Source organism: Streptomyces sp. NPDC048644 (genome assembly GCF_043199105.1).
Classification (GTDB): domain Bacteria; phylum Actinomycetota; class Actinomycetes; order Streptomycetales; family Streptomycetaceae; genus Streptomyces.
Genome location: NZ_JBICVO010000007.1, coordinates 324,885 through 351,005, shown reverse-complemented (window position 1 = coordinate 351,005; position 26,121 = coordinate 324,885). Strand labels below are relative to the sequence as shown.

Below are 26,121 nucleotides of genomic sequence, written 5' to 3'. Positions count from 1 at the left end.
GATGCGTTCGCAGGCACACTTCGTGGTGGCCGAAATCGACACTTACTGATCCGTAAACCTCCGTCCCGCATCAAGACTTCTTCAAGAAGCTGGTTGCTTGGGTCGATCGGAGCGGCTACTGTTTCAAATGTTGCGATTGTGAGTTCGGGGGATTTCGGGCCTTGGAGGGGGGTCCTTTCGATTGGCTTTGCAAGCCTTGCTGCCGCGCTGCGGCCGAATGGCAATTGAAATCGTGGCAGTCCCGTGGTGAATGGGGCTTTCATCGCGACGGTTTTCGCGATGGTGGCCGCCCCGGGACCGTCATTCATGGTGTTGGTGAATGAAACCCTGCGTTTCGGACGCGGGGCCGGCTTGGTGACAATTCTCGGTAGCAGTACCGGATTGCTCATGTGGGCGGCGACCTCCGCCCTGGGACTGGCCGCCCTGACACAGACGTCCGAACTGGTGTTCACCGTCTTCAAGCTGGCCGGCGCAGCCTACCTCTGCTATCTCGCGGCGATGACGGTGCGCAACCGGCGGAACTTCGGGCACCAGCCGCCGGAAGCGCCGGAGGGGCACGACACGGCAACCCTCTGGCGGTCCTACCGGTCGGGCTTGGTCACCAGTGCCGCCAATCCCAAGATGGCCACCGTTTACCTGGCCCTGATCCCGCAGTTCCTACCCGCCGGCGGCGGCTCGCCCGCCGATGTGATCACGCTGACCGCAGTGCAGATCCTGATCAGCGCCGCCTGGTACGCGGTGGTGGTCACGCTGGTCGGCCTGGCCCGGCGGCTGCTGGCCATGCCGGCGGTACGGATGGGGCTGGCCTGGGTGAGCGCAGCGGTCCTGCTGCTGCTCGGACTGCGCACCGCAGTGATGACGAGTTCCATGCTTTAGCGCAACGGCTGGAAAAGTGAAGAACGCTCCAGGGGAGAGAAATCTTGACGCCTCCAGAGAAGGTTGAATCCCGGGTACGCGAGATCATCGCGGCCGTACTCGGTCCGGCCGCACCGGCCGAGATCGGACGCGACGACGAGTTGCACGCGATCGGCATCGAGTCGCTCAGTATTCTTGAAATTGCGGTCCGAGTCGAAGAGGAATGCGGCATCAAGATCGGCGACAGCGAGCTCTTTCAGGCTTCGCTGACGCGGGTCGGCGATCTCGTGAAGTTGGTCCAGTCGCACGTTGACAATTCCTAGGAACAAGGATCGGAAACGTCATGCTGAATTCGGCAGAGACCTCGCTGACCGCTGAAGAAATCGTTCCCACGCACTGGTACAACGTGCTGTCCGACCTCAACGGCGTCGAGGACGCGGCGAAGCTGCGTCAGGCACGGCCGGAGACCCGCAAGGACGGCGCCGCGGTCACCCCGCAGATCCCGCTGTCGATGTACCGGCAGAGCATGGGCCGGGAGCGGTTCGTGGAGATACCGGAGCGGGTGCGCGAGGAGTACCTGCGCTGGCGGCCGACCCCGCTCCACCGGGCCCGGCGGCTGGAGCGGTTGCTCGACACCCCGGCCCGCATCTACTACAAGTACGAGGGCACCAACACCACCGGCAGCCACAAACTCAACACGGCGCTGGCCCAGGCCTATTACTACAAGCAGGCCGGCATCACCAGCCTGACCACCGGCACCGGTGCCGGCCAGTGGGGCTCGGCCCTCGCTGTCGCCTGCCGCATCTTCGGCCTCGAGTGCACCGTCTACATGGTCCGGGTCAGCTACGACCAGAAGCCCTACCGCCGGATCATGATGGAGATGAACGGGGCCAAGGTCATCTCCAGCCCTCATGAGAACTCCGAGGCCGGGCGCGCCGCGCTGGCCCGCGACCCCCACACCGACGGCAGCCTGTCCATCGCCAACGCGGAAGCCTTCGAGCACGCCCGCCAGGTGGAGGGCTGCAACCTCTCGGTGGGCAGTGGGGAGAACCACGTCCTGCTGCACCAGACGGTCATCGGGCAGGAGGCGATCCGGCAGTTCCGCGCCATCGGCGACTTCCCGGATGTCGTGATCGGATCGGTCGGCGCGGGCAGCAACTTCTCCGGCATCACCCTGCCGTTCTTCCACGAGAAGGTGCGCGAGAACCTGGACACCCGGTTCGTCGCGGTGGAGCCGGAGGCATGCCCGAAGCTCACCAAGGGCCGCTACGCCTGGGACTACAACGACTACACCGGCATCACGCCGATGACCAAGATGTACACCCTGGGCCACACCTTTGTCTCCCCGGGCATCCACGCCGGCGGTCTGCGCTACCACGGCGCCGCTCCGCTGGTGAGCGCGATGTACCACCAGAAGCTGATCGAGGCGGTCGCCTACCCGCAGCGCGCGGTGTTCGAGGCCGGTATCACCTTCTCCCACGAGGAGGGCATCATCCCGGCCCCCGAGTCGGCGCACGCCATCCGGGGCGCGATCGAGGAGGCACTGCTGGCCAAGAAGGAGGGCAGGGAGAAGGTCATCCTGTTCAACCTCAGCGGTCACGGGTTGCTCGACCTGTCGGCCTACCACCAGTTCCTCAACGGAAACATGACCGACATGGCGGCCTCGGACGAGTCCATCGCCGCATCGCTCGACCGCCTGCCGGTCATGGACGACCTCGGCGCAGCAGCGCGCTGAGGGCGAGGATGGGGGGCAGGTCGTGCGACACCTGACTGACGAGGTGCTGAACGTCGCGATCGTGGGCACAGGGCCGCGCGGGATCTCCGTGTTCGAGCGGATCCTGGCCAACCTGACGGCCGAGCCGGAGCCGTCGAGCGTCCGAATCTGGTTGATCGACGCGGTGGAACTGGGGGCAGGGCGGATCTGGCGGACCGGCCAGGAAGCCTGCTTCCTGATGAACACGGTGGTCGGCGAGATCAGCATGTTCTCGGGAGTCTCCGAGGCCGAGCCGAGCCGGCCGGGCGCCGGCCCGTCCTTCCAGCAGTGGCTGCGCACCCAGCCGGACCCGGCGCTGTCGGGTCTGGGCCGCGACGACTACGCACCGAGGTACGCCTACGGCAGGTACCTGCGCTATGTGTACGACGTGGTGCTGCGTGGCGCGTCCGGGCTCGGCGAGGTCGTCGAGGTGGCCGGCAAGGTGACTTCGCTGCGCGAGGACGGGGACAGCTACGAGCTGCGCGTGTCCACCGCCGACGACGAGCTGACCGTGACCGCCGACGCCGTGGTGATCACCACCGGGCACGGCCGGGCGGAGCTGTCCGAGCAGCAGTCCGAGCTGGCGCGGTTCGCGCAGGACCGGCCCGAACTGCGGTACTTCAGCGGTGACTCGGCCGCCGACCTGGGACTCGCCTCGGTCGCGCCGGGCACCGCGGTCGGTGTGGTGGGACTCGGCCTGTCCTTCTACGACGTCCTGATGTCCTTCACCATCGGTCGTGGCGGGAAGTTCAAGGAGAGCGTCGGCGGGGCGATGTTCTACGTCCCCAGCGGCAACGAACCTTCTGTGGTGGCCAGTTCGCGCACCGGGTTACCGATCCACTCGCGGGGCCGCAACCAGAAGGGTGTGACCGACCGTTCGGCGCCGAAGTTCCTCACCTCGGCCGCCATCGGCCGGCTGCGCGAACGCAACGTGGCACAGCGAGGCAACCCGGCCCTGGACTTCGACCGGGACGTGGCTCACCTTCTGCACGCTGAGATCAACTATGTGTACTACACCACCCAGGCGAGGACCCAGCACGGGCCGGAACGCGCCGATGCCGTCGGCGCCGAGTTGCTCGCCCTCGGCCCGGAACCGGAAAGCTGGCCCGAGGTGGCATGGCGCCACGGACTCCAGGACGTGGAGCTGGTCGACCTCGACCACCTGTCCCGGCCCTTTCAGGGCAAACGTTTCGCCTCCGGTGCCGGTCTGATCGCCGAGGTACGGCGCATCATGCGCGCCGACATCGTGGAGGCCGGCCAGGGCAACGTGGACAGCCCGCTCAAGGCCGCGCTGGACGCCATCCGCGACTCCCGCGAGGTCCTGCGGCACGCCGTGGACTTCGGAGGACTGACCCCGCGCTCCCATCGGGGCGACTTCCTCGGCCGGTTCGTCTCGCGCACCTCACTGCTGTTCACCGGACCACCACTGGAACGCACCGCGCAGTTCCTGGCGTTGATCGACGCCGGAGTGCTTGAAGTGGTGGGGCCGGACGTGGTGCACGGATGCGACGCCGAGCGGGGCCGGTTCTTCCTGGAGTCACCCGCCGTCGCAGACTCGCGCAAGCACTGCGACGTGCTCATCGACTCGCGGATCCCGACCGCAGGTCTGACCCGCAACACCGATCCGCTGATGAGGCAGCTGGTCGACGAGAGGATGGCCGTCGGGTTCACACATGCCACCACGGAAGACCGCTTCGAAACCGGCGCACTGCACATCACCCCGGCCGAGCGCCGGGTGATCGCCGCCGACGGCCGGCCGCACCGGGCCCTGTACGCGCTGGGCATCCCCACCGAAGGGGCGTGCTGGTTCACCCAGATCGGCAACGGCCGGCCCGGCGTGCAGACCTCGTTCTCCAGGGACGCCGACGTGATCGCACTCAGCCTGCTGCGCCGGGCCAAGTCCAACGCCTTCAAGTGATCGGGGGAAAAGTTGTCCGGACAGGACGAGGCGTACCGGGACTTCCGGGCCGCACGGGACCTGCTGTTGCACCACGCCGATGACCAGGACGCCGCACGCAACGCGTTCCAGTGGCCGCGCCCACAACGGTTCAACTGGGCGATCGACTGGTTCGACCGGATCGCCGAGGGCAACGACCGGGTGGCCCTGCGCATCGTCGGGCAGGGCGACCTGACCTTCCAGGAGCTCTCCCGCCGCTCCGACCAGGCCGCCGACTGGCTGCTGGCACAGGGCATCCGCCGGGGCGACGTGGTGATGCTGCTGATGGACAACCGGATCGAGCTGTGGGAGCTGATGCTCGCACTGATCAAGATCCGGGCCGTGGTCGCACCCGCCTTCATCACCATCTCGCCCGAGGAACTGCGCACCAGGATCGGCAGGGCCGGAGCCAAGCATGTGATCGCCGACCACCGGATCGCTCCCGGGCTCGCGGTGGACGGGCTCCGTATCAAGATCATCGTCGGTGCGGAACATGAGGGCTGGGTCGACTTCGCCACCTCGGCCGAGCACCGGGGCACCTTCGTACCGGAGGGCCCCACCGACGCCGACGAGCCGCTGTTCTACTACTTCACCTCCGGTTCCACCTCACGGCCGAAACTGGTGGTGCACTCGCACGTCAGCTATGCCATCGGGCATCTGGCGAGCATGTACTGGAACGGGCTGCAGCCGGGTGACGTCCACCTCAACGTCTCTGCCCCGGCGTGGGCCAAGTACCCGTGGAGTTCGCTGTTCGGACCCTGGAACGCCGAGGCCACCGTGGTGTCCATGGACACCGCCGAGGCGACCCCGGAGCGGCTGCTGGAGGTGCTGGGGTCCGGCACGGTCACCAGCTTCTGCGCACCGCCCAGCATCTGGCGGGCACTGATCCGCACGGGGCTGCCCGACGGCCTGCCCGGCTTGCGAAACGCGGTCAGCGTCGGTGAACCGCTCATGGGCGATGTGGTCGAGCAGGTCCGCCTGCTGGCCGGGGTGACCGTCCGCAACGGGTTCGGCCAGTCCGAGGTCACCGCCATGGCCGGCGTCACCGCCTCCTCCCCGGCCGACCCGATATCCATGGGCCACCCCCTGCCGGGATACGAACTGGTGGTGGTCCGGCCCGGCACCGACGAGCCGGCCCAGGAGGGCGAGCTGTGCCTTGACCTGACCAACGAACCCGTCGGCATGATGCGCGGCTATCTGGACCCGGAGGACAATGCCGCCATCCATACTGCGGGCGGCCTCTACCGGACCGGTGACCTGGCCCGGTGGGACAGCGACGGATCCCTGGTCTATCTGGGGCGGCGCAAGGACGTGTTCGAGGGGCCCGACGGGGAGCCGATCGCCCCGCTCGAACTGGAGCATGTGCTGGTGCTGCACCCTGCTGTCGCCGAACTGTCCGTGGTACCGGTGTCCGAGGGCACGGCACTCGTACCCAAGGCGTACGTGGTGCTGTCCGCCGGGTGGAACGCCACCCGCGCCACCGCCGAGGTACTCTTCGCGCACCTGCGGGAACGCCTGCCCGCGCCCAAGCTCGTACGGTTCCTGGAGTTCGTGGACGATCTGCCGCGCACCGAATCGGGGAAGGTCCAGCGCGAGGCGGTCCGGGTGCTGCGCAGGTCCCGCAACGTCGAGTTCGCCGGCTGGTGACCTGAGTCGCCTGGAGGGTGGCTCGCTCCGGACTGGGCAGCGGCGCGAGGACCGATTCGTCCGCGGCGGCCATCGCGGCGTCGCGCCCAGCGATGGGCGCGATGCCCGCCTCGGTTGCGAAGACGCATTTGCTGCGTTCGTTGACCCTGAGCTTTTCGAGCGGACCGGTGGGAGTGCGTTCCGGCTGGCCCATGTCGAGAATTTCCCACAGGCCCAGGATCCGGAGCCGAGCCGCCGCCGCGCACTACGACGTGAGGCCGTCGAAGGCGATGGGCAGGTGCCGGGGCCCTCTGAGGACCGCGTTGCGACGATACGGCGGCGGGTCATCGATCAGGCGGGGGTTGTCGAGCCGGCGGACGAGCTCGGTCAGCGCGATCTGGGCCTCCAGCCGGGCCAGGGGAGCGCCGAAGCAGTTGTGGATGCCGCTGCCGAAGCCCAGGTGCTGGTTGTCGGGGCGTTCGGGGATGAAGCGGTCGGGGTCGTGGAAGCGCTGGGGATCCCGGTTGCCGGAGGCGAGCAGCAGCCACAGCGAGGCGCCCTTGGGGATGAGGGTGCCGGCGATGTCGATGTCGGCCAGCGTGGTGCGCTGCGGCAGCAGTTGGACGGGGGGCTCGAACCGCAGCAGTTCTTCCACGAGCGGGACCGCCAGACCGGGGTTGTCGCGCAGCCGCTGGAGGACGTCGGGATTGCGCAGCAGGGTCAGCATCCCGTTGGTGATGAGGTTGACCGTGGTTTCGTGGCCGGCGATCAGCAGGAGAGCCGAGGTGCTGATCATCTCCAGTGGCGACATCCGGCCGTCCGGCCCGTGGTCGTCGGCCATGGCGGAGAGCATGTCGTCGCGGGGTGCGCGGCGCCGCTCCTCGATCAGTCCGGCGAGATAGGTGGCGAGATCGGCGCGGGCCTGCCGGATGGCCCGCAGTTGCGTCTCGCGCTCCTCGGGCGTGCCCTGGACGGGGTCGAGGCCGGCGGCGAGGGTGTCGGCCCAGCCGTGGAAGTGCGCCTCGTCCTCGCGGGGGACGCCGAGGAGCCGGCAGATCACCGTGACGGGGAAGGGGTAGGAGAAGTCGTCGACGAGGTCGATCCGGTCCCGGTCCCGGAAGCCGTCGATGAGGCCGGAGACGATCTCACCGAGTTCTCCGCGCATGTCGAACACCCGGCGGGGGGAGTGCGGGGGCCCGAAGGGCCGCATCGCCAGCCGGCGCAGTCTGTCGTGCTCGGGAGGGTCGAGCCTGAGGAACGTCGGCGGCAGGTTCGGGTCCTCCTCCTGCCCCAGGAACTCGGCGGCCTCGGCGCTCAGATTGCGGGCGTCGGAGCTGACCCGCGGATCGTGGAGCAGGCCATGAATCTCCCAGTACGTGCTGACCAGATAGGGGCCCGCCTCGTCCCGCACCACCGGCGTCTTCCGGAGTTCGGCGTAGAGCGGGTACGGGTCGGCGCGGTGGGCGTAGTCGGTGATCTGGCGCAGGAGTGCGACCGACGTCATGGCGGATTCCTTCCGGGTGCTGCGGCAGGGAGCTGTCGTGAGAGCGCGGCGGAATCAGGCGCGCCTGGGGGTGAACGAGATGCGCCGGTCGGCCGGTGAGTGGCCGCTGAGGGTGACGGTGGGGCCGTGGCTGGGGAGCGAGGGGTCGGGGAAGCCGGCCGGTACGGGATGCATCCCTTCGGGCCGCCGGTCGACGGTGGGGAAGCCGGCCGGGAACGGCGCGGCCTGCTCGATCTGCCGCTCGTAGAACTCCAGCCCTTTCGCCTGGTCGAAGGTGACGGCGGCGATGACGCGGCCTTGGTGGCCGTAGGCCGCGGTGAAGCGGTGCTCGGCGAGTGACCCCTGGGTGATGAGGATCTGGTCGGCCATGGGCGGGACGCCGACCGACTTGATGTTGACGCCGAACTGCGCGGACCAGAAGGACGGCATCCACACGTGCGGGCGGCGGTCCGAGCTGGCACTGATCATGTTGTGGGCCGCGGTCTCGGCCTGCGCGACCGCATTGCCCCAGTGCTCCAGCGAGAGGAACTGGTAGCCGAAGAGCGGATGCGGGGAGCGGGCGACGTCACCGGCGACGAAGATGTCGTCGGTGACGATGCCCCGCACGTCGAAGGCCCGGCATCCGGCGTCGCAGGCGATCCCGCGCGGCCCGGCGCCGAGGTCGGATCCCGCGAGCCATTCGGTGTTGCGGGTCGCCCCCAGGGAGGCGACCACCACGTCCACCTCCAGCGCCGTGCCGTCCGAGAACTGCGCCCGCCGCACCCGACCCGCGGCGTCCCCTTCCAGAGCGGTGACCTGTACCCCGCACCGCAGATCGACACCGTGCTCGCGCTGGAGGGCCGCGGCCACCTCACCGATCACGCCGCCGAGCGCACCCACCAAAGGAGCCGGACCGCGTTCCGCGACGGTGACGGGCAGCCCCCGCTCACGGCAGGCCGAGGCGATCTCGGAGCCGGTGAACCCGGCGCCGATGACCAGCACCCGGCGCGGACCGGCCGTCAGCCGGTGATGCAGCTTGGCCGCGTCGTCCTTGGTGCGCAGGACGAACACCCCGTCCAGGTCGGCTTCCAGGTCGTTCGGCCAGGGGCGGGAACGGACGCCGGTCGTGATCAGCAGCCGGTCGTACCCGACCGCTTCGCCGTCGGCGAGCCGCACCTGCTTGTCCACCGGGTCAAGACCGGTGGCCGCGACGCCGAGCCGCCACCGCGCGTCGATCGCCCGGCGCCGTGGCAGCGCCGTGTGGTCGTAGGGCACCCTGCCGAGCAGGACCTGCTTGGACAACGGCGGCCGGTCGTACGGCTCGTGGGGCTCGTCACCCACCATGGTGAGCGTGCCGGTGAAGCCCTCCTCGCGGAGCGTCTCGGCGGCCCGCAGCCCCGCCAGAGAGGCACCGACGATGACGATGCGTCCCTCGCGCCTGAACTTCCCCAGATATCCGTTAACCGACACGGGAGGCACCCGCCCGTGCCGTGGCCTGCGCCACGCCATCGGCCTCGACGGTGATGGCCTTGACGGGGCAGGCGTTCGCCGCCCGGAGCACGTGCTCGCGTTGCGCGTCGTCGGCCTGCGGGTCGTACATCAGCGCCTCGTCACCGTGCATGGCGAACACCTCCGGGGCGAGGAAGGCGCATTGCGCGTACCCCTGGCACCGGTTGAGATCAACGACGAGCCTCATGAGGTCTCCGCTTCTTCGCGACGTGGTCGTGCGCGCTGCCGTAGGCCACGCCGGCGGGCAGCCCGGACGCAGGCTGTCCCGGTCCAGAATGGAAGGCCCCCTGGCGAGGTGCACTCCCACCGGTCCGACGGGGTGAGGCGCCAGGCGGGTCACCCGGCCATGTGGCGGGTGATGAGTTCCAGCAGGCGCAGTACGGCCGGGTCCGCGTCCGGGCGGTGCACGGCGACCAAGGAGGTCTCCAGATAGGGCGACGCCCCGCGCAGCGGAACGAGGGCGACCTCGGGGACGAGGAAGTCGCGCAGGCGGTCGGGCAGCAGGCTGACGCACAGCCCGGAGGCGACGTAGCTGAACAGGCCGGTGAGGTCGTCGGACACCGCGCGGCTGCGGGGGGTGAACCCGGCTTCGCGGCAGGCCAGTTGGACCTGATGGGCCAGGGTCGGCAGGGCGGTGGCGTCGGGGAGTACGAAGCCGTCGTCGCGCAGGTCGCCCAGAGCGACCTCGTCGGCCTCGGCCAGCGGGTGATCGTGCGGCACCGCAGCGGCGATGCGCTCGACGGCGAAGTCCCGGCCGACGAGGTCGGCCGACAGGTTCGAAGGGTCACGGAGGAACGCCAGGTCCAGCGTGCCGGAGCGGGCCATCTCGGCGAGGGCGGCCGGCGAATCCTGGTGCAGGTGGATGCGCAGACCCGGCAGTTCCTCGGCCGCAGCCCGCAGGAGATCGGGCAGGTAGTGGTGGCTGAGGATGCTCACATATCCCAGCCGGACGTCGCCCTCCAGGCCGCTCGCCACCCGCCTGGCCCGCTCGACGGCCGCGGACTGGGCGTCGAGGAGGCGCTGCGCGTCCACGGCGAAGCCCTCGCCCGCCGCGGTCAGACTGACGCCTCCCGGGCCCCGCTCGAAAAGCCGCACGCCCAGGCCACGCTCAAGGCGCTGGATCGACTGGCTGAGCGGCGGCTGGCTCATGGAAAGCCGTTCTGCGGCGCGTCCGAAATGCTTCTCATCGGCCACCACCAGGAATTGCTCCAGCAGCCGCCTCGTCAAATTGATATCCGTAGCCATATTGCTCATGACCTCAACATATATTGGACGGACATGCATCCAGAGGTGTCCCATGGGTCGTGGGCGTTCCACAGCACACAGCGGCGCCCTTCCCGGAGAAACCGATGGGGGACAGCTCCGCCGCGGTTTCCGCGGCACACAGCTACCCACCCGCCGGTTCGGTGGCCCGTCTCCCTGGAGTTCCTGATGCACAAGCACGATGTCGCGCGGCTCTTCACCACCCCGGTGGACTCTCCGGCCTACGCGCCCACCCGGTACCGCTTCACCAACCGCGAGTACCTCAACATCCACTACCGCACCGACCCGGAGGCGCTGCGCCGGCTCGTCCCGGAGCCGCTGACCGTCACCGACCCGGTGGTCCGCTTCGAGATCATGCGGATGCCCGACGTCACAGGGCTGGGCGACTACACCGAGGCCGGTCAGCTCATCGCCGTCGAGCACGAGGGCGAGGCGGGCGAGTTCAACCTCGCGATGTATGTGGACAGCGTCCCGGCGATCTCCAGTGGACGCGAGTACAGCGCCTATCCGAAGAAGGCCGGTTCCCCCGCCCTCTACGTGGACTCCGACACGCTGGTCGGCACGCTCGACTACGGCACCCTGCGGGTGGCCACCGCCACCATGGGCTACAAGCACCACGCCATGGACCTGGAAGCGGCCCGTGCGGAGATCTGCCCGCCCGGCTTCATGATCAAGACGGTCCCGCACTACGACGGCACCCCGCGCATCTGCGAGCTGGTCCGCACTCAGGTCACCGACGTCACCGTCAAGAGCGCCTTCACCGGCCCCGCCCGTCTGGAGCTGTTCGCCCACGCGATAGCCCCGCTCGCGGACCTGCCGGTCCTTGAGGTCGTCGGCGCCTCCCACCTCGTCACCGACCTCACCCTCAACCCCGTCGCGCCCGTTTACGACTACCTCGCCGACTGAGGTGCCGGAGGCCGGCCGAGCCCCCCGCCGTCGGCCACTCCCGTAGGCGTCCGCGACGAAGCCCACACGCGCGCCTCTTCGAGAAAGCTTCGAGATCATGACTCCCACCCCTGAGCCCGCCCCGGACTCCTACCAGCGCGCCGCGATCATCGGCGGCGGCGTCATCGGCATCTCCTGGGCCGGTCTCTTCCTCGCCCGGGGCATCGACGTCGTCATCAGCGACCCCCGCCCCGATATCGCGGACCTGGTCCTGGCGGGACTTGACGAGATCACCCCCGCCCTGGCCGCACTGGGACTGCCCACCGAGAACCTCGCCGGCCGGCTCACCTTCGAAGCCGGCCTGGCCACCGCCGTCGCGGGCGTGGACATCGTCCAGGAGAACGGCCCCGAACGCCTGGCGGTCAAGCAGCAGATCTGGCGGACCGTCGAGCAGGCAGCCCCCGCCCACGCGCTGCTGGCCACCTCCACCTCCGGCATCCCGGCCACCGCCATCGCCCAGGCGATGCGGCAGCCCGAACGCCTCGTCGTGGGCCACCCCTTCAACCCGCCGCACCTCGTGCCGCTGGTGGAGATCGTGCCCGGCGAGCAGACCTCCGCGGCCACCGTCGAGCAGGCCAAGACCTTCTACCGCGCGCTCGGCAAGCAGCCGCAGGTCCTGCACAAGGAGATCCCGGGATTCGTCGCCAACCGCCTGCAGTCCGCCCTCTTCCGCGAGTGCGTCCACCTCGTCGCCCAGGGCGTGGTGACGGAGCAGGAACTCGACGACATCGTCACCGCGTCCATCGGCATGCGCTGGGCCGTCGCAGGTCCCTTCCGCACCTTCCACCTCGGCGGCGGACCCGGCGGTCTGCCGCACTTCATCGAGCACCTCGGCCGCGCGATGGAAGCCACCATGTGGCCCGCGCTGGGCAACCCCGCCTTCGACGACACCACCGTCGCCGTCCTCAACAACCAGGCGCGCGAGGCGTTCGGCGACGGCACCGTCGAGGAACTCGCCGCCGAGCGCGACCGCGCACAGATCGCTGTCATGCGCGCCCTGGGCGAGACCCCGGACTCCGGATCCACCGGCCGCGCCTGATCCCCCCGCCGCACCACGTGAGAAACGAAGAGGCCATGTCCCTCACCAAGAAGATCAACAAGGCCATCGCCCACCCGGCGACCGACGACGCGTTCGACGTCCAGGCCGAAATGGCCGAGGTGCTCGCCGAGATCGGGCTGAAGCCGGCTGACACCGGCGGCTCGATCACCTTCGGAGGGGCCGACCCGGTCGTGCCCAGCACCCTGCGTCTGGGCGCGGCATCCGGCATCGCGCTGGCCGCCAAGTCCGCCGCCGTCGCCGCCCTGTGGAAGGACCGCACGGGCCGCGGCCAGGACATCCACATGGACCTGCGCGTCGGCCCCCACCGCCTGTGCCCCTTCTACGAGCAGAAGTGGGAACTCCTCAACGGCTACACCGGCGGCACTCCGTCCGTCATCAACATGGCACTCGCCAACAACTTCTACCGCACCGCCGACGGCCGTTGGATGATGCCGTTCAACATCTACCCCAACATCAAGGTCGCCGCCCAGAAGCTGCTCGGCGTCGGTGACGTCCCCGAGCACGTCGCCGCCGCGATCTCGCGGTGGAACGCCAGGGAACTGGAGCAGGCCGGCGCGGAGGCCGGGTGCGTCATGCCGATGGTCCGCACACCCAGCGAGATCCTGACGGAGCGTCAGTACACCGATGTGCTCGCCGACATGCCGCTGGTGGAGATCACCCGCATCGGCGACAGCGCCCCCGAACCGCTGCCCGCAGGCCCCACCGCCCCGCTGGGCGGCGTACGCGCACTGGGCATGGGCCACATCATCGCCGGCGCCGGCGCAGGGCGCGCCATGGCCCTGCACGGAGCGGACGTGCTGAACCTGTGGCGGCCCTACGAACTCGAACACGACGTCACCTACCTCACCACCGGCGTCGGCGTGCGCTCCGCCACCGTGAGCCCGTACACGCAGGAGGGCCTGGCCCGCATCCACGAACTCCAGGCAGGCGCCGACGTGTTCTACGCCAACCGCCGTCCCGGCTTCCTGGACTCCACCGGCCTGTCCGAGGAAGAGGCCATCGCCCGGCGCCCGGGTCTGATCCACGCCACGGTGTCGCTGAACGGACGGACCGGACCCTGGAAGGACCACCTCGGCTTCGACCAGACCGCAGGCGCGCTCACCGGCCTGCTGCACCTGGAGGGCGACGGCGACGAGCCCGCCCTGCCGCCCATCACCGTGGTCAACGACTACCTCGTCTCCTGGTTCATGACGGCCGGAATCGCCGAGGCGCTGCGGCGCCGCGCCGTGCACGGCGGCAGCTACCGCGTCCACGTCTCCCTCTCCCGCGTGGCCCTGTGGATCCTGTCCATGGGCATCTTCGACAAGGCGTACGCGAAGCAGGTGGCCGGCACCGGCGAACTCCACGCCTATCCGGACCCCGAGGTCTTCACCGCCGAGACCCCGCTCGGCCACTACCAGGGCATCACCGACCAGGTGAAGATGTCGGACACCCCCGGCGCCTACCGGCAGATCCTCGTCCCGCGCGGCTCCCAGCGCGCGGAATGGCTGCCCACGGCCTGACCTCATCCGCGGGGCTACGCGCCCGTGCCGTCCCGCAGTTCCGCGAGGTCGAGCGGTGGCAGCTGGGACAGCTCGGCGTTGGCGGAGGCCATGGCGGCGCCGTAGGACGAGTCGCCGAGGACGGCCGTCATGGCTTCGGCGATCTCGTCGCGCGTCGCGGTGAGTTCCAGCGCGCGGCCGAGGCCACGCCGTGCGAACGTGGCGGTGTTGTCGGGCTGGTCACCGAGAATTCCCATGCCCAGGACGGGAGTTGCGCCCTGCACCGCGTCGAGCAGGGATGCCCGGCCGCCGTGCGTCACGAACAGGTCGGCACGATGCAGGAGCGCGGGCTGCGGGACGTGCTTGACGACAGTGATGCGGGGGTCCGTGCTCTGCATGTGTTCCGCGAGGTCTCCCGCGGACACGATCGCGTCGCAGTCGATCGCGGAGAGCGCGGCCATGATCTCCCGGTACATGTCCTCAACGACGGTACGGAGCCCCGACATCGCGGTGGTCAGGGTGCCGAGGCTCGCGTAGACGAGGGGGCGGGCGGAGGGGGAGCGGTCCAGCCAATCGGGGAGGGCCGTCCGGTCTCCCGCGGTGGTACGCCGGACCGCGCGTGCGGACGCCGGGGGCGTCTCGTAGAACCACGGGACCGGCGCGGGGGTGAGCATCGGAGGGAGCGCGGGAGTGTCCTGCCCGTGCTGCTTGAAGAGGGGCGTCAACGCGGGCGCGATGTCGGTGTCCCAGAGATCCAGAAGCACCGGGCCGAGGCCGTTGTCCGCTGCGAGCACGGGCAGTCGCAGGACCTTCGCCGCGAGGTGCGCGCCGAGATCGCTGCACTCGGCGATCACCAGATCGGGCCGCGACCGTGTCCACGCGGCGAGCAGATCACGGGCCTTCGCCTCGGCCTGATCCGGCCAGAGCCGCCCGAAGACGTACCGGTTGAAGGACGCGTTTCCGGACTCCTGCCAGATCCCACTCGCCGCCTGCTGAACGCCGGGATCGCAGGTCCAGTCCGTCCCCGCCCGGTGGAACTCCACTCCTCGCCGCCGGGCTTCGCGGCGGAACATGCGGGGCGCGTAGAGGGCGACGTCATGGCCCTGCTCAAGGGCCGGTCCTGTGACGTAATCGAGCGCGGACACATGCGAAGGTATCGGCTCGGCAGTGACGGCTATCCGCAATGTCACGGAAACTCCAAGGGATTGCATCGACGTGGACTGTGGCGATCCGACTGTGGTGCGCCGATGCATGTTCCCCTCGGACGGCGGTGAGCGACCTTGATCCTTACGCGTAGAGGCGCAGTTCTTTGGCCGACGGGACGGCTCGCCGAAGACGCCGGGACGGCCGCGCGGATGCTGCGCGCGGCCACCTCGTGCGACTGGAACATCGGTCTTCGCACCGGAGCGGGGTCAGGGGACGCTCTCCGGCGAACGGTTCGACGACCGCGCTTCCGGTTCGAGGCGCTCCTTGCCCTGCGCACCCGGGCGCTGCGGACGCAAAGGGCGGCGGCGCCCGTGCCGTGGGCCGGCGGGGGAGCACGCCGAACGCCATAACACCCACGACCGCGGCCTTGACCGCCCGAGACCCCGGCCGCCCACTGCCAGGTGTCACGACGCAGTTTGATCGCCTGCGCGTCGACGCACGCGGTACTCCGGCGTCACCGGAGTCACCTGCTGAAAGGGCCGTTGCACGGGCTGTCGCGGCCACGTTGCGATTTGCGTGGGCGTATATCATGTAATGGCGCCTTCTGAATGTGGCGCGGGCAGCATGTCGTCTCCGATTGAGGAGAAGGAACATGGCCGCGGGTGACGATGACGGCACAGCGCGCGTCCGGTCTCCGTCCGGTAAGAAGCCGGCCGAGAAGACCGGCGGGAAAACCCGTACCGAACGGGACGGCAGCCGGACGAGCAAGGGTGAGACGAAGCGCGCGGCCCGCCGCGTTTCGGCGCCGCGGGCCATGCGGTACGCGGTGGAACAGCTCCAGGAACTTTTGGGGCGAGCCCCCGAGTCCGTCTCCGCGATGAACCCGACGGAGGACGGCTGGCAGGCGGACGTCGAAGTCCTGGAACTGGAACGCGTCCCCGGAACCACCAGTGTGATGGCGAGCTACCGGGTGACGCTGGACGAAGAGGGCGAACTGGTGGCGTATCAACGCATCCGCCGCTACACCCGAGGGCAGGTCGACTCGCACACCTAGGGCCCCTGGGATGCCACTGCAGCACCGTTCGCCACGCGCACGACACGGCCGCTCCACCCGGACCGGAGCGGGTCGGCGAAGGGAGGCACCGTGACTGTGGTGCCGCAAGGCCAGGGAACCATGTCCAGGGGCGGCGGGGCCGGCTCCGGGAACCTCTACGACATCATCGATCTGATTCTTGACCGTGGCCTGGTCATCGACGTCTTCGTACGGGTGTCACTGGTAGGCATCGAACTCATCAAGATCGATGCCCGCATCGTCGTGGCGAGCGTCGACACCTACCTGCGCTTCGCTGAGGCATGCAACCGCCTCGACCTGGAAGCCGGAGAAAAGAAGCCCGACCAGCTGACGGACATCGTCGGCGAGATCACCGAGGGCGGCTCGCACGGCAAGACCAAGGGAGCCCTGAGCGGAGCGGCGGAGGCGGTGGCCGACGCCGTCAGGGGAGGGGGAGACGACGAGGAGGAGAACGAGGACAGGCACAAGGAACCCGTCGGAAAGCGGGAGCGCCCGGCTCGTCGGCCGGTGAGGCACCGAAAGGAATGAGCCATGGCCGTCTACGTCTACTCCATCGTCACGACCGCTCATCCGCAGCGCCTGGACGACCTGGACGGCGTGGGGAATCCGCCGTCCGCCCTCCGCACCGTACAGAGCCACAAGCTCTCCGCTGTCGTCAGCGACGCCCCGGAAGACCTCCGCCCCAAACGCCGCGACCTCGGCGCCCATCAGGCCGTCCAGGAACGCCTGATGTCCGACGGCACGGTTCTGCCGCTGCAGTTCGGCTTCACGGCAACGGACGACGACGCCGTGGTGGCGGTGCTGGAGGAGCGCACGGAGGAGTTGACCGCACGGCTGGAGGACCTGGAGGGCTGCGTCGAGTACCACCTGAAGGCCGCCCAGGACGAGGAGACGATGCTGCGTCGGATCCTGCGGGAATCGGACGAGGCACGCGAGCTCAACGAGCAGATCAAGAGCGGCCGTGGCAGCCCGGATCTGCCGCTCGCCCTGGGCGAGTTCATCGCCAAGGAAGTGCAGGACCGCCAGGAACGGCTCGCCGTCTCGGTCCTCGACGCGCTGCGTGGCCGCACCCGGGACGAACGCGTGGCAGAGCCGTCGGGGAACGACTTCCTGAGCGTGTCCTTCCTGGTGGAGCGGGATAGCGAAGACGATTTCCGCACCGCGGAGAAGCACCTCGCCGACGAACTGGGCCGCGACTTCGACCTGCGGTTGCGCGGACCGCTCCCCGCCTACAGCTTCGTATAGGACTTCTCATGGGCCTGTTGAATCATCTCGCCACCCTCCCGCTCGCCCCGGTACGCGGCGTGGCCTGGGTCATGGAGCGCGTGGTCGAGACGGCGGAGAACGAGTACTACGACCCGGCACCCGTCGAGCGCGAACTCGCCGAGCTCGAACGGGCGCTCCTGGCGGGAGAGATCGATGAGGAAACGTTCGACCGGCGCGAGGACGAATTGCTGGACCGGCTGGAGGAGATCAGGGCCCACATCCAGGGCGCCGACGGCTGAGGGAGACCGCCGCCGAGGAGGCGGAGCGGCACCGGGTGCTCCCGCCGAGGCGCCGGGACACCAGGGAAGCGAGGTGCAGAGGCCGTGAACGAACCCGTCGCCAGGAGGCTCGGCGACCTCCCGTCCAGGACCGCGTACGGCCAGGGCTCGTCGGCCAATCTCGCCGACATCCTGGAACGGGTGCTGGACAAGGGCATCGTCATCGCCGGCGATATCCAGATCAACCTCCTGGACATCGAACTGCTCACCATCAAGCTCCGCTTGCTGGTCGCTTCGGTGGACAAGGCGAAGGAAATGGGCATCGACTGGTGGGAGCACGACCCCTCGCTCTCGTCCCATGCCTCCGACGGCTACCGCTCACTCGCCGACGAGAACAGGCGGCTGCGCGCCGAGATCGCGTCACTGCGCGAGAGCGGCGAACTGCCGCCCGCCGACGACGAGGAGAGCGGACGCGCCGCGCCCCGCCCCGCCGCACGCGCCGAACGGGCCGGGCCAAGAGCCCGCAGTAAGAAGCGGGACGAGTCATGACCGGGACCGGGACCGTCAGCTACGCGTATGCGATCGCGCGGGACGTCGACGGATCGCTGGCGGAAGCGCTCTCCGAGCTCAGAGGAGTGGCTCGGGCGCCGGTGCATCTGGTGCGTGACAGCGGAGCGGTGGTGGTCGCCGTGAGCCCGGTACCCGAGCAGGACTTCCGGGAGGCCGCGCTGCGTGCCCACCTGGAGGACCTGGACTGGCTGGAATCGGTCGCCCGCGCCCACCACCGGGTGATCGAGGCGCTGGCTGCCCGGACCACTGTCCTGCCGCTCCGTCTGGCCACGGTCTACCTCGATGACGAGCGGGTACGGCTCATGCTGGCGGCCCGGCGGGAGGCGTTCGCGGACCGGATCGCCACGCTGGCCGACCATGAGGAGTGGGGCGTCAAGATCTACGTCGACGCACCTGCGGCGACCGAACCACCCGCGGAGGCGCCCACCGACCCGGGCATGAGCCCCGGGCGGGCGTACCTCAGCCGCCGCAGGGCGCAGCGACACGTCCGCGATGAAGCCTATCGGGACGCCGAAGAGGCGGCCCGGCGCGTCGAGGCCGCTGCCCGCCGCTACGCGGTCGACCGGGTCCAACACCGGCCTCAGCAGGGCGAACTCGCCCGCGGGCCGGGCGAAAACGTCATCAACGACGCCTACTTGGTGGCACAGCGGCACGCCGGGCACTTCCGCACCGACGTCACGGCGGTCGCCGATGGCCTCACCGGGGTGCGGATCGAGGTCACCGGGCCCTGGGCCCCGTACTCCTTCGCCACCCCAGCCGAGCCCGAACCGGCGAGGGGAGCCGCGCCGTGAGAGCGGCGGACGGGCCGCCGGCCACCGCGGACGCACCGCTGCCGGAACGGCAGATCGCACTGATCGACCTGCTGGACCGGCTGCTCAGCGGAGGCGTGGTGCTGACCGGCGATATCGTGCTCTCCATCGCCGACATCGACCTCGTACGCATCTCCCTGCGCGCGCTGATCGTGTCCATCAGCGAACAGAACCCCTCGCCTTGGCGCGCGCTCCCACCGCCCGTGGACACCGACCATGACGCATGAGGACGCTCGGGCCGACCGCTTCGACGACGTGTCCGACGCGGTCGCCAGGGCCTTCCGGCTGCTGCCCGCGGCGCCGCAGGACGTCCCGCCTGCGGACAGCGGCGGGACACGGAGGCCGGCCCACCGGATCAGCACCGATCCCGACACGGTGGAACGGGACCTCATCAAGCTCGTGCTCACCCTTGTCGAGCTGCTGCGCCAACTCATGGAGCGCCAGGCCCTGCAACGGGTCGACGCGGGAGACCTCACCGAGGAACAGGAGGAGCGCCTGGGAGCCACGCTGATGATTCTGCACGAGCGCATGCAGGAACTCTGCGCCCGGTACGACCTGTCCATGCGGGATCTCAACCTGGACCTCGGCCCTCTCGGGACTCTGCTGCCGCCCCCCGAATGAGCGAGGCGATCCTGCCGTCCGACAGAGGCCCGGTAAGCGGGCCACCGTTGACCTTGACGCAGCGGCAAGGTTTCTACTGAGGGCATGCGAATCGGAGAGATCGCCGCGCTCGTCGGGCTCACCACCCGGGCGATCCGGCACTACCACCACGTCGGGCTGCTCCCGGAACCGGAGCGGCGCCCCAACGGATACCGGGCCTACAGCATCCGCGACGCCGTCCTGCTCGCCCGGGTGCGCCGCCTCACCGAACTCGGCCTCAGCCTCGACGAGGTGCGCGACGTCCTCGCGGACGACGCCGGGCGCGAACTGGCCGACGTACTGGAGGAACTCGACGCCGATCTGGCGCGCCAGGAGGCCGCCATCCGGGAGCGCCGCCGCCGGCTCGGGGCCCTGCTCGCGGAGCCGCCCGGTGCGTGCGGACCCGTCTCGCCCGCCCTCGCCGCGCTGCTGGCGCGGGCCCCCGAGACGGACTCGCCGAGCGCGGCGATGGACCGCGAGTACCTCACACTGCTCGACGCCCCCGGCACCGGAGGGCGGGAGCTCTACAGGATGCTCGGGCCGCTGGCCGCCGATCCCACGATGCTCACGCTGTACCAGCGCCTCGACGCACTCGCCGAAGCCCCCGCCGACGACCCGCGGATCGCACCCCTGGCCGCGGACCTGATGGCGGCCGTCCCCGATGAGGTGTTCGCCGCGATCCCCGCCGACGGCGCGGTCGTGGCCGGATTCAAGGAGGCGCTGCTCGCCGAGCACGCCCCCGCGCAGGCGGAAGTCGTCCGCCGTCTCATGGAGGCGTTCCTGGCGAGGGGCCGAGGATGAGCGATGCCGGATCGAGACGTGTACGGGCGGCACGGGTCGTGGTACCGCGGGTGGCCCGCCGCCTGCTGCTCAACGAGCTGCGCGCGGCTGCCTCCCTGGGGCGATGGGTCCTGCGCGGCAAACACGGGGTGCGCCCGGGGGACCTCGCCGCCGCATACACCGGACCCCAGACGGCGATGATGTACGGGCTGCTCTTCGTCTCGCTGATCGAGACGGTCGGCCTGGCCTTCCTCATTCCCTGGCCGACGGTCCACCGGGTGGTCCTGGTACTCGACCTGTACGGCGTCCTGCTCGTACTCGCCCTGCACGCCGCCTGCGTGACCAGGCCGCACGTCGTGCGCCCCGACGGCTCCCTGAGGATCCGCTACGGAGCACTCTTCGACCTCTCCGTACCGCCGGACGCGGTCGCCTCGGTCCGGGTCGACCGGCGCTACCCCGAGGGCCGCCTGGTCAGCCTCTCCGATGAAGGGGTGCTCGACCTGATCGTGGGCAGCCAGACCTCGGTGACCCTGGAGCTGAACCGGCCGCTCCCCTTCACCCGCCCGTTGGGCGCACGCGGGGAGGCCCGTACGATCCGCTTCCACGCCGACGACCCGCGCGCACTGGTCGGTGCGCTCCGGCAGCCGGCCTGACCGCGCAGGTGCCCCGGGCCCGTGGAGTTCCGGGCCCGGGGCACGCTGGTTCCTCAGCGGTCAGCGGTCCGCCGGCCGGCTCGCGGCTGCGGAACCGCCGATGTCAGCGGTTGTCGTGGAGGTCCTGGTGCATCTGCGGCTGGTCGTCCTGCTCGTGGGTGAGCGCGTACCGTTCCGCGCCGTTGAACGCCTTGGAGGCGACTCCGATGAGGTCCTTGTAGGGGTTGACCCCCACGGTCTTCTCGGCGGCGCCTCCGAAGAGGCCCCCGCCCAGGCTGCTGACGACGCCGTGGCCCGCGGCAAGGGGCTTGCCGGCCTCGGCGAGCAGGCTCTTGGGCAGACCTGCCATGTCCGCGTACTTGTCGGTGAGCGCCACGCGGATCATGGCGAGGAACGCGTCGCTCGCCCCCGGCGGCAGGAACTGCTCGTAGAACTTGACGGCCTGCTGCGTCATGAAGACGCCGTCGTCGCTCTTTTGCCACTCCTTGTCCCGCTCGGCGTTCCACATCCGCTCGGTCTCGTCGGCGTCCTTGGGGATCAGCCACTTCTCCGGAGCGCCCAGGTAGTGGTTGACGTAGTGCCAGGCGCACACGAAGCCGCGGGCGTCCTCGCGGGAGACGTCCAGGCCGAGGTGCTTCATGGCCTGGAGGATCTGGGTGCTGAAGACGCAGGCGGCGCCGGTGGTGTACTTCTGCGAGACCGGCTCGCCCCACTTCTCGTAGTCCCACTCACCGCTCTTCTTGTGCAACTGCCGTACCGAGGCGTGCACCAGACGCACCTTGGTGACGCTCGCGGCCAGCGTCCCGTCCCGCATCGCGTCCTTGTTGCCCATGTCGAGGAACAGCCGGGACGACTGCGACAGCCGCCGGCCGGGGCCTTCCACACCGCCAAGCCGGCCCGTGGAGCGCAGGGTGAAGGCACCGGTGGGGGAGAGGTAGGTACCGATGAGTCCGACGGTGCCCTGAAGCATGGACACTTCGCCGTGGTGGCGGGCGAAGAAGCCCTCCGCGGCCTTCACGTCCGCGTCGCTCCAGTCCGGCGGAGGGGCGGACGCCTCGTCGAGGAACGCCCGCAAACGCTCCGGGAGGTGGGACAAGTCCTGATGCGGCTTCAAGGTCCCGATCGTGCGGAACAAGGCGTTGACCCCGTCGACCTCGCCGTTGTCGAGCAGGTCCGACACCAGTGCGTCGGCATCCGGGTCACCCACCTGGTTCGCCGCTTCCAGCTCGGGCGCGATAGATCCAGCCGTCAATGGCACTACAGGACTCCATTTCTCCGTGGAGACTTCACCTCCACGGAACAGATATCGACGCACCGCACACGGCCTCGGACGGCAGGACACGGGCGCCTCTCGCGACGGGCGGCTCCTGATGGTCATGAGATATCCCAACAACCCCTGACACAGGCCAGGTTGGGCAGCCGTGCCGGAGCGGGACCGCCGACGCGCAGCAGGCCCGGAACCGCACGGACAAGATCTCTTGGACGCGGCCGGTTCCGCGGCGCAACGCACCCGCAACAACCCATATGAGGGACCGGGCTGCACGCGGGTGACGAAAGCCGTCCGGTGCGATGACAGCCGCGGGCTCACCGCTCCGGCAGGTTCACCCGGATCAATGTCTGCTGCCCGTTGGCGACGAGTTTCCGTTGGCCGTCCTGGACGCCGAACACCTCCAGTTGGCACACGGTCAGCGTGCGACCGGACTTCAGGACGGTTCCGGTCGCCTCGATGCGGTCACCGACGGCAGGCGCGAGGAGGTTGATCTTGTACTCCACCGTGAGCACTTCGGTGTGCTCGGGGAACAGCGTGTACGCGGCGTAGCCGCCCGCGCTGTCCGCGATGGCGCTGGTGGCGCCGGCGTGGAAGTACCCGTGTTGCTGGGTCACTTCGGGCCTGCTCGGGAGCACGATGTGCACGCGGCCCGGACCGATGTGGGATATCCGGGCGCCGAGGTGACTCATCAGCCCCTGGCGGTCGAAGCTCGCCTGGATGCGCCTGTGCACCTCGGGGCTCGCCTGTTCCTGCGGTGACCGGTCGTCCATGTGCTCTCCTTCGTGGCAGGCGGGGCGGAGTGCCGGTCGGCCAGGCGTTCCAGCGGCAGGCACGCGCCGATGACGATCATCATGGCACCGGAGCCCGGTCACGGTCCTTCAGGGATTTCTGCGAAACCACCCGCGCTGTACGCAGAAGGACGGATCCTGTCTCACGGCCCTCGCCAAGGGCAGCGGCACCGAGGGCTTCTTCCGGACAACCGGACAACCGGGCCGAATCTGAAAGGTATGGATGGAATGACGCGTATACCGGGTGAGACGGACGCGGCGCCCGGCGGGTACTCCCGCCGTAAGCTCCTCAAGGCCGGCATCGGGGTCGCCGTGGGGGCCGGAGTCGTCGGTTCGGGTACCGGGGTGGCGGTGGCCGGTGGACCGAACGACCCGACCAGCCCGACGCTCGCGACCAAGGTGAAGAACCTCAGTGGCCCGGCCGAGACCGGCCCGTTCGCTTCACCGTGGACCGACCTCGGCATTCCCGCGCTGTGTCCGGACGGCACCATGCTGTTCGTCGGCGGCGACACCTTCAACGGCGACCACGTACCGCAGCCGGGCGAGCCCGCCGACGACTGGCGCGCCCCGGTCGGACTGCGCTCCGGCAGCGCCGACCTGAACAACCTCCGCATCGACGGCAGCGTCGGCGGCGGCCACGCCAACAGCCTCGTCGACGAGCCGCACAACCCGGTCGGCGACAAGGCCACGACGGCGATCCCGTCCGACGTGTTCGTCGTCGACGGCGTCATGTACATGCACCTCATGCGCGGCGTCATCTACGACACCCACCACACGGACTTCTGGCGCTCCACCGACAACGGCGAGACCTGGGAGTACCTGTGCCAGTGGCCGGGTGACCTGCACGGCGGCCAGTTCCAGCAGAAGACGTACGCGGTGGCCGACGACGGCTACTGCTACGTCCTGTCCACGGTCTTCAACCGCGAGGTGGAGTCGGGGATGCTGCTGCACCGGGTGCGGAAGGACAGCCTCGGCAACGCGGACGCCTACGAGCCGTGGGGCTACGCCGACGGCGGCTGGCGGTGGGGCGCGCCCCCGACGACCGTCTTCGGCACCCGCAAGTGGGGCGAGATCTGCTTCCGCGCCATGGACGGCAAGTACGTCCTCACCTGGCTGAACATGAACGCGCTCTCGATCCGCGCGATGGTCTTCCCGCTCCCGACGTCGGACCTGACGAAGACGCTGGAGCAGACGATGATCCTGCCCTGCGCCCCGGGCCAGGAGGCGGCCAACCTCGTCGCCAGCCCGTACGGCGGATTCGTCGTCCCCGGCTCGACGTTCGGCAACTTCCACATCGTCGTCAGCCAGTGGTACGACCCGAAGAACTACCGGTTCATGCAGTACAAGGTCAACATGCTGTCCTGAGCCGGGGCATCCGTCGGGCGCCGTTCTCGGGCGGCGCCCGGTCCGTCCGCGACCGAGGCGTACTGACCCGCGCCGTGTCAGTCGGTATGTGCCTCCAAGGCGTCGATGATCTCGGGCCGGAGTTCGCGGGGACGGTCGTGACCCATGTCGGGACCAGCATCAGCTTCGCTCCGGGCACCAGGTCTGCGGTGCGCTGCCCGCCACTGGGGTCGATGAGCGTGTCGTCCAGACCGTGGATGACCAGGGGCGGCGTCCGGAGCGTGCGCAAGGCGTCCGCGCGTGAGCCGCTGAGGATCATCGCTCCGAGCTGCCGCCCGGCTCCGGCCGGGCAGTAGGCGCGGTCGTAGCTGTCGGCGGCCGTCTCACGAAGGACTGCGGGGTCGCCGTAACGCCGGGAAGCCCACACGATCTCCCGCTCCGCCGCTGCGATGTATCCCTCGCGCTCGCCGCCCGCTACGTCGCCACCTTCGACCGCAGCAGGCGACGCTGCCTGTACCTGACGTACTACACCGACGGCGACACCCGCCGCCGCGGCGACTCACTCGCCCGCATCAAAGCCCGCTACCGGAGCCACGGCTGGCTGCCGCCCGAGGACGAACTGCCCCACTTCCTGCCCCTGATGCTGGAGTTCGCCGCCCGCAGCCCCGAGGCCGGCGTCCCCCTGCTGACCGCGTACCGGCCCGCCCTGGAAGCCCTCCGCTGCGCCCTGGTCGCCCACCGCAGTCCCTACGCCGACCTGCTTCAGGCCGTCTGCCGCTGCCTCCCGGGAGACGCACCCGCCAGCCGCGAGGAGGCACTGAAGCTGACCCGCAACGGGCCGCCGGCCGAGACCGTGGGCCTGGATCCGTATCCCGCGCAGCCGGGACCGCACGACCAAGGAGCCCGCAGGTGACGCACGTCCGGATCGCGCTGTGGGGCGTGCTGCCCTACCTCGTCCTGGCCCGGGGTCGCCACGGTGGCGGGCAGTTCCGCCCCGCGAGGGAACCCGATGGATACCGCAAGGTAACATTGCAGAGTGCAATGAAGAGGGTGTCCTGGACAGGGGAGAGGGGCCGCACCGATGGACAGCGGGACGAACCACCGCACACCGCGTACGCCGCAGCACGGGGAGATGGCCGAAGGGACGGTGCTCGCCCAGGAGACGGACGAGGTCACCGAGACCGTCATGGCCGCATCGCGGCTCCTGGTCGGACTGTCGGCCCGCGCGCTCGCCGAGGTCGGCAGCAGCCTGACGCTGCCTCAACTCCGGGCCCTGGTTGTACTCGACGGATCAGGGCCGGCCAAGCTCGCCGCGCTGGCCGCCGCGCTGGGGGTCAACGCCTCGACGGCGCTGCGGATGGTCGACCGGCTCGAAAGCGGTGGACTCGTCGACCGCAGGATCAACCCCGACAACCGCAGAGAGGTCGTCCTGCGCCTCACCGCATCCGGTACCGAGCTGGTCCGCACCGTCCTGGAGTACCGCCACCGCGAGATCGCCGCGCTGGTGAGCCGGCTGCCCGTCGATGTCCGCTCCGGCCTCGTCCTCGGTCTGCGGGCGCTGACGGAAGCCGCGCAGGAGCCGGCGGCCGGTCCCCTGGAGCCGCCATATCCCGGGATGTGCTGACGTACGACTCCCACGGCCGTCCCGTAAGGGC

Annotated in this window: 28 protein-coding genes and 1 pseudogene; 21 read left to right on the top strand and 8 right to left on the bottom strand. The window is 69.7% G+C overall.

Features of this window, described 5'->3' with window-relative positions:
* Nucleotides 1-279: 279 nt before the first annotated feature.
* The 5 genes from ACGFNI_RS18810 to ACGFNI_RS18790 are packed head-to-tail and all read left to right on the top strand — an operon-like array spanning nt 280 to nt 6,191.
* On the top strand, nt 280-876 hold the full coding sequence (locus ACGFNI_RS18810) for a LysE family translocator (RefSeq protein WP_393685072.1): 597 nt from the start codon (nt 280-282) through the stop codon (nt 874-876).
* 44 nt (nt 877-920) lie between these two features.
* Nucleotides 921-1,178, top strand: coding sequence for an acyl carrier protein (locus tag ACGFNI_RS18805; RefSeq protein ID WP_393685070.1), 258 nt, complete (start codon nt 921-923; stop codon nt 1,176-1,178).
* 20 nt (nt 1,179-1,198) lie between these two features.
* Complete coding sequence (locus tag ACGFNI_RS18800; RefSeq protein ID WP_393685068.1) at nt 1,199-2,590, top strand: TrpB-like pyridoxal phosphate-dependent enzyme; 1,392 nt, start codon at nt 1,199-1,201, stop codon at nt 2,588-2,590.
* A 22-nt stretch (nt 2,591-2,612) separates the two neighbouring features.
* A complete protein-coding gene (locus ACGFNI_RS18795) occupies nt 2,613-4,526 on the top strand; it encodes an FAD/NAD(P)-binding protein (protein WP_393685066.1) in 1,914 nt (637 codons plus the stop codon).
* Between the two features lie 12 nt (nt 4,527-4,538).
* The gene (locus ACGFNI_RS18790; RefSeq protein WP_393685064.1) at nt 4,539-6,191 is read left to right on the top strand and encodes an AMP-binding protein; all 1,653 of its coding nucleotides are present in this window, start codon (nt 4,539-4,541) and stop codon (nt 6,189-6,191) included.
* Nucleotides 6,192-6,435: 244 nt separating this feature from the next.
* Here the strand turns inward: ACGFNI_RS18790 and ACGFNI_RS18785 are convergent, their stop codons facing one another.
* The 4 genes from ACGFNI_RS18785 to ACGFNI_RS18770 form a co-directional block, all read right to left on the bottom strand.
* Nucleotides 6,436-7,674 (bottom strand): cytochrome P450, encoded by a 1,239-nt coding sequence (locus ACGFNI_RS18785; RefSeq protein WP_393685063.1) that lies wholly within the window; start codon nt 7,672-7,674, stop codon nt 6,436-6,438.
* A 54-nt stretch (nt 7,675-7,728) separates the two neighbouring features.
* A complete protein-coding gene (locus ACGFNI_RS18780) occupies nt 7,729-9,123 on the bottom strand; it encodes an NAD(P)/FAD-dependent oxidoreductase (RefSeq protein ID WP_393685061.1) in 1,395 nt (464 codons plus the stop codon).
* Nucleotides 9,113-9,349 (bottom strand): ferredoxin, encoded by a 237-nt coding sequence (locus tag ACGFNI_RS18775; protein ID WP_393685059.1) that lies wholly within the window; start codon nt 9,347-9,349, stop codon nt 9,113-9,115. Before ACGFNI_RS18775 ends, ACGFNI_RS18780 begins: the two co-directional genes overlap by 11 nt.
* Nucleotides 9,350-9,498: 149 nt before the next feature.
* Nucleotides 9,499-10,416, bottom strand: coding sequence for a LysR family transcriptional regulator (locus tag ACGFNI_RS18770; protein ID WP_393685057.1), 918 nt, complete (start codon nt 10,414-10,416; stop codon nt 9,499-9,501).
* Nucleotides 10,417-10,593: 177 nt separating this feature from the next.
* On the opposite strand from ACGFNI_RS18770, the gene ACGFNI_RS18765 reads away from it, so the two are divergent.
* The 3 genes from ACGFNI_RS18765 to ACGFNI_RS18755 all read left to right on the top strand — a co-directional run bounded on the left by ACGFNI_RS18765 (nt 10,594) and on the right by ACGFNI_RS18755 (nt 13,932).
* Nucleotides 10,594-11,331, top strand: a complete 738-nt coding sequence (locus ACGFNI_RS18765; protein ID WP_393685055.1) for an acetoacetate decarboxylase — start codon at nt 10,594-10,596, stop codon at nt 11,329-11,331.
* 97 nt (nt 11,332-11,428) lie between these two features.
* Complete coding sequence (locus tag ACGFNI_RS18760) at nt 11,429-12,409, top strand: 3-hydroxyacyl-CoA dehydrogenase family protein (RefSeq protein ID WP_393685053.1); 981 nt, start codon at nt 11,429-11,431, stop codon at nt 12,407-12,409.
* Between the two features lie 35 nt (nt 12,410-12,444).
* Nucleotides 12,445-13,932 carry a CoA transferase gene (locus ACGFNI_RS18755; protein ID WP_393685051.1) on the top strand — a complete coding sequence of 496 codons (1,488 nt, stop codon included), beginning with the start codon at nt 12,445-12,447 and terminating at the stop codon, nt 13,930-13,932.
* Between the two features lie 14 nt (nt 13,933-13,946).
* Here ACGFNI_RS18755 and ACGFNI_RS18750 read toward each other — a convergent pair whose 3' ends face one another.
* On the bottom strand, nt 13,947-15,056 hold the full coding sequence (locus tag ACGFNI_RS18750) for a glycosyltransferase (RefSeq protein WP_393685049.1): 1,110 nt from the start codon (nt 15,054-15,056) through the stop codon (nt 13,947-13,949).
* A 653-nt stretch (nt 15,057-15,709) separates the two neighbouring features.
* Between ACGFNI_RS18750 and ACGFNI_RS18745 the strand changes: the two genes are divergently transcribed.
* The 10 genes from ACGFNI_RS18745 (at nt 15,710) to ACGFNI_RS18700 (ending at nt 21,064) form a co-directional block, all read left to right on the top strand.
* On the top strand, nt 15,710-16,111 hold the full coding sequence (locus ACGFNI_RS18745) for a gas vesicle protein (RefSeq protein ID WP_393685047.1): 402 nt from the start codon (nt 15,710-15,712) through the stop codon (nt 16,109-16,111).
* 90 nt (nt 16,112-16,201) lie between these two features.
* On the top strand, nt 16,202-16,657 hold the full coding sequence (locus ACGFNI_RS18740) for a gas vesicle structural protein GvpA (RefSeq protein ID WP_393685045.1): 456 nt from the start codon (nt 16,202-16,204) through the stop codon (nt 16,655-16,657).
* A 3-nt stretch (nt 16,658-16,660) separates the two neighbouring features.
* Nucleotides 16,661-17,374: a GvpL/GvpF family gas vesicle protein gene (locus tag ACGFNI_RS18735; protein ID WP_393685043.1), complete on the top strand. Its 714-nt coding sequence runs from the start codon at nt 16,661-16,663 to the stop codon at nt 17,372-17,374.
* An 8-nt stretch (nt 17,375-17,382) separates the two neighbouring features.
* Nucleotides 17,383-17,634 carry a gas vesicle protein GvpG gene (locus tag ACGFNI_RS18730; RefSeq protein ID WP_393685041.1) on the top strand — a complete coding sequence of 84 codons (252 nt, stop codon included), beginning with the start codon at nt 17,383-17,385 and terminating at the stop codon, nt 17,632-17,634.
* An 84-nt stretch (nt 17,635-17,718) separates the two neighbouring features.
* Nucleotides 17,719-18,162, top strand: a complete 444-nt coding sequence (locus tag ACGFNI_RS18725) for a gas vesicle protein (RefSeq protein WP_393685039.1) — start codon at nt 17,719-17,721, stop codon at nt 18,160-18,162.
* Nucleotides 18,159-18,974 (top strand): GvpL/GvpF family gas vesicle protein, encoded by an 816-nt coding sequence (locus tag ACGFNI_RS18720; RefSeq protein WP_393685037.1) that lies wholly within the window; start codon nt 18,159-18,161, stop codon nt 18,972-18,974. Before ACGFNI_RS18725 ends, ACGFNI_RS18720 begins: the two co-directional genes overlap by 4 nt.
* Nucleotides 18,971-19,219, top strand: coding sequence for a gas vesicle protein (locus ACGFNI_RS18715; protein WP_393685035.1), 249 nt, complete (start codon nt 18,971-18,973; stop codon nt 19,217-19,219). The genes ACGFNI_RS18720 and ACGFNI_RS18715 overlap by 4 nt, the downstream gene beginning before the upstream one ends.
* Nucleotides 19,209-19,613 (top strand): gas vesicle protein K, encoded by a 405-nt coding sequence (locus tag ACGFNI_RS18710; RefSeq protein ID WP_393685033.1) that lies wholly within the window; start codon nt 19,209-19,211, stop codon nt 19,611-19,613. Before ACGFNI_RS18715 ends, ACGFNI_RS18710 begins: the two co-directional genes overlap by 11 nt.
* 84 nt (nt 19,614-19,697) lie before the next feature.
* Complete coding sequence (locus ACGFNI_RS18705) at nt 19,698-20,432, top strand: MerR family transcriptional regulator (RefSeq protein WP_393685032.1); 735 nt, start codon at nt 19,698-19,700, stop codon at nt 20,430-20,432.
* A complete protein-coding gene (locus tag ACGFNI_RS18700; RefSeq protein WP_393685030.1) occupies nt 20,429-21,064 on the top strand; it encodes a hypothetical protein in 636 nt (211 codons plus the stop codon). Before ACGFNI_RS18705 ends, ACGFNI_RS18700 begins: the two co-directional genes overlap by 4 nt.
* A gap of 103 nt (nt 21,065-21,167) precedes the next feature.
* Here ACGFNI_RS18700 and ACGFNI_RS18695 read toward each other — a convergent pair whose 3' ends face one another.
* Nucleotides 21,168-22,316, bottom strand: a complete 1,149-nt coding sequence (locus ACGFNI_RS18695; protein ID WP_393685028.1) for an oxygenase MpaB family protein — start codon at nt 22,314-22,316, stop codon at nt 21,168-21,170.
* 332 nt (nt 22,317-22,648) lie between these two features.
* The gene (locus tag ACGFNI_RS18690; protein ID WP_393685026.1) at nt 22,649-23,104 is read right to left on the bottom strand and encodes a PaaI family thioesterase; all 456 of its coding nucleotides are present in this window, start codon (nt 23,102-23,104) and stop codon (nt 22,649-22,651) included.
* A gap of 246 nt (nt 23,105-23,350) precedes the next feature.
* On the opposite strand from ACGFNI_RS18690, the gene ACGFNI_RS18685 reads away from it, so the two are divergent.
* The gene (locus ACGFNI_RS18685) at nt 23,351-24,487 is read left to right on the top strand and encodes a DUF4185 domain-containing protein (protein WP_393685024.1); all 1,137 of its coding nucleotides are present in this window, start codon (nt 23,351-23,353) and stop codon (nt 24,485-24,487) included.
* A gap of 77 nt (nt 24,488-24,564) precedes the next feature.
* On the opposite strand, the pseudogene ACGFNI_RS18680 reads toward ACGFNI_RS18685, so the two are convergent.
* Nucleotides 24,565-24,932, bottom strand: a pseudogene (locus ACGFNI_RS18680) (alpha/beta fold hydrolase); the annotation flags it as partial.
* A gap of 45 nt (nt 24,933-24,977) precedes the next feature.
* Here ACGFNI_RS18680 and narJ point away from each other — a divergent pair.
* Together narJ and ACGFNI_RS18670 are read left to right on the top strand one after the other, a co-directional pair.
* The gene (gene narJ / locus ACGFNI_RS18675; RefSeq protein WP_393685246.1) at nt 24,978-25,379 is read left to right on the top strand and encodes a nitrate reductase molybdenum cofactor assembly chaperone; all 402 of its coding nucleotides are present in this window, start codon (nt 24,978-24,980) and stop codon (nt 25,377-25,379) included.
* 219 nt (nt 25,380-25,598) lie between these two features.
* On the top strand, nt 25,599-26,090 hold the full coding sequence (locus ACGFNI_RS18670; RefSeq protein ID WP_393685244.1) for a MarR family winged helix-turn-helix transcriptional regulator: 492 nt from the start codon (nt 25,599-25,601) through the stop codon (nt 26,088-26,090).
* Nucleotides 26,091-26,121: the final 31 nt, after the last annotated feature.